The sequence below is a fragment of the Brachyspira pilosicoli genome (assembly GCF_019402445.1).
In the GTDB taxonomy this organism is placed as follows: domain Bacteria; phylum Spirochaetota; class Brachyspiria; order Brachyspirales; family Brachyspiraceae; genus Brachyspira; species Brachyspira pilosicoli_B.
In genome coordinates this window covers 1-3,059 of record NZ_SRZM01000351.1, presented here as the reverse complement: position 1 = coordinate 3,059, position 3,059 = coordinate 1, and the positions used below count along the sequence as shown (strand labels likewise).

Below are 3,059 nucleotides of genomic sequence, written 5' to 3'. Positions count from 1 at the left end.
CAAATAATACTAATTTTATCTTTAATAAGATAAATTATTAAATTTAAGCTAAAATATAAATTTATTTTAACAAATTATATTTTATTATAATATTATAATAATTATGACACTTTTATCATTTAGGCTCTGTTATGTATCCTGTCAAAGCACTGTATGCTGCTGTAGCAGGACTAGCCAAATATACTTTTGAAGTTTTATCCCCCATTCTTCCAACAAAGTTTCTATTAGTTGTAGTAACAGCAACCTCATCATGTGCAAGTATTCCCATATATCCGCCCAAACAAGGTCCGCATGTAGGAGTAGATACCGCACAACCAGCGTCAATAAATATATCCATATAGCCTAATTTTATGCACTCTTTATAAACTTTCTGTGTAGCAGGAATAATTATACATCTTACATTTTTAGCTACTTTTTTGCCTTTTAAAATGTTGGCAGCAATAGCCATATCAGACAATCTTCCATTTGTACAAGAACCTATAACAACCTGATCAACTTTTATGTCTTTTAATTCTTTAGCTTCTTTTGTGTTTTCAGGTAAATGAGGGCAAGCAACTGTAGGCTCAATTGCAGATAAATCAATATCATACTCTTTTTCGTATACTGCATCATCATCAGCTCTAAAAATAGTATAATCTCTTTTTACTATGTCTTTTAAGAATTCTATAGTTTTGTCATCAACTTCAAATATTCCATTTTTAGCACCTGCCTCAATAGCCATATTAGAAATACAAGCCCTGTCGTCCATAGTAAGAGATGAAACACCCTCGCCCCTAAACTCCATAGATTTGTATAATGCTCCATCAACTCCTATCATACCTATAATATGAAGTATAACATCTTTACCAGATACATTTGGCTTTAACTTTCCTTTAAGATTAAACTTAATAGCAGCAGGAACTTTGAACCAAACCTTTCCAGTAGCCATAGCAGCAGCCATATCAGTGCTTCCTACTCCAGTAGAAAAAGCACCAAAAGCCCCATAAGTACAAGTATGAGAATCAGCCCCAATTATAACTTCACCTGGAGCAACTAAACCTTTCTCAGGCAAAAGTGCATGCTCAACACCCATATCACCCACATCATAATAATGTGTAATATCATGCTTATTAGCAAAATCTCTGCATTGTTTGCACTGCTCTGCAGCTTTAATATCTTTGTTTGGAGCAAAATGGTCCATAACCAAAGCTATTTTTTCTTTATCAAAAACTTTATTAAAACCATATTTTTCAAACTCGTTTATAGCAACAGGACTTGTTATGTCATTGCCTAAAACTAAATCGGTTCTAACCATTATAAGCTCACCTGCCTCAACTTTGTCAACTCCAGCATGTGCAGCTAAAATCTTTTGTGTGATAGTCATTTTTATATCCTTCAATAATTAATTTACACAGCATAAAAATCATAATATATCATAAAAAAGGGCTTTTACAATCTATTAAAAATTGCATAAGCCCTATAAAATTACAATTTGTTCAAACCATTAATATAAGCCATCAAACTTGCCTGTATAATATCTGTACTTACAGCTCTGCCAATAACTGTTTTATTATCAGAAGCAAGTCTCACAATAACCTCTCCTAAAGCATCTTCACCTTCTGTAATGGCATTAATAGTATATGTAACCAATTTAGCTCTATTTGATGTTACAGAGTCAATAGCTCCAAATGCCGCATCAATAGGTCCGTTTCCTTTACCTATAACCTCAACAACATTGCCTTTATTGTCAATTATAGATACAGAAGCAAAAGACGATATTGAATCACTATCATTAACCATAAAACTTTTTAATGTATAGTTAGGGTTCTCTATATTTGTGTTTCCTATTAACAATGCTTCAATATCAGAATCAGTAACTATCTTTTTCTTGTCTGCCAAAGCTTTAAACTCTGTAAACTTATCTTCTAAAGCTTTATCATCAATGTCATAACCCAAAGATTCAATTCTGTCTTTAAAAGCATGTTTACCAGAATGTTTACCTAATACCATTTTGTTTTGAGGTATGCCTATATCTTCAACATTCATAATCTCATAAGTAGAACGCTCTTTTAATACACCATGTTGATGAATACCAGCCTCATGAGCAAAAGCATTAGCTCCCACTATAGCCTTATTTGGAGCAACCACCATACCAGAAATTGTAGATAATAATTTTGATACTTTATAAATGCGTTTAGTGTTAATATCAGTATATGCATTATAAAAATCTTTTCTTGTTTTTATGCCCATTACAATCTCTTCCAAACTAGCATTACCAGCACGCTCACCTATACCATTAATAGTACATTCTACCTGAGTAGCACCAGCCAACACCGCCGACAAAGAATTAGCAGTACCAAGTCCTAAATCATCATGACAATGCACAGATATATCAACATTCTCTATACCTTTAACATTCTCTTTTAAATATTTTATTAAGTCAGCCATTTCTATAGGAGTGGTATATCCAACAGTATCAGGAACATTTATAGTAGTAGCACCATTTTCAATAGCAACAGAATAAGCCTTAGCTAAAAACTCTCTGTCGCTTCTTGATGCATCTTCAGCAGAAAACTCTATAAACTCGAATTTGGTTTTAGCATAAGAAACAGATTCTTTTATAGTTTCTAATACTTGCTCTCTGGTCATCTCTAATTTATGCTTTAAGTGTATATCACTTGTAGCTATAAATGTATGAAGCATAGGGTGTTTTGCCTCAGCAAGTGCCTCATAAGCTCTGTCTATATCTTTTTTGTTGCATCTTGCTAAGCTTACCAATTTTGCATTTTCTACAACCTTGCTTACTTCTCTTATAGCATTGAAATCATCATCAGAACATATAGCAAAACCTGCTTCTATGATATCAACACCCAATTTATCTAATTCAGCTGCCATCTCTAATTTTTCAGCCAAATTCATAGTACAACCAGGAGATTGTTCTCCATCTCTTAAAGTAGTATCAAAAATTTTAATCTTTCTCATTGTTAAAACCTTTTATAAATAAACCATTGTATAATTAAATATTTTTATTGTTTGTATAAAATTGTTTATTTTTTCTTGTTCTTTTTCCCGCAGCTTAC

At 32.5% G+C, this 3,059-nt stretch carries 2 protein-coding genes; both read right to left on the bottom strand.

Going from position 1 to position 3,059, the window contains the following annotated elements; all coding sequences use genetic code 11:
• Positions 1 to 115: 115 nt before the first annotated feature.
• On the bottom strand, positions 116 to 1,363 hold the full coding sequence (gene leuC / locus E6A48_RS10530) for a 3-isopropylmalate dehydratase large subunit (protein WP_219710169.1): 1,248 nt from the start codon (positions 1,361 to 1,363) through the stop codon (positions 116 to 118).
• A gap of 101 nt (positions 1,364 to 1,464) precedes the next feature.
• Positions 1,465 to 2,961, bottom strand: coding sequence for a 2-isopropylmalate synthase (locus E6A48_RS10525; RefSeq protein WP_219710167.1), 1,497 nt, complete (start codon positions 2,959 to 2,961; stop codon positions 1,465 to 1,467).
• Between the last annotated feature and the right edge of the window lie 98 nt (positions 2,962 to 3,059).

Excerpts from the sequence above, each read along its gene's own strand:
- leuC (WP_219710169.1), bottom strand. The coding sequence starts at position 1,363 with ATGACTATCACACAAAAGATTTTAGCTGCACATGCTGGAGTTGACAAA.
- E6A48_RS10525 (WP_219710167.1), bottom strand. The coding sequence starts at position 2,961 with ATGAGAAAGATTAAAATTTTTGATACTACTTTAAGAGATGGAGAACAA.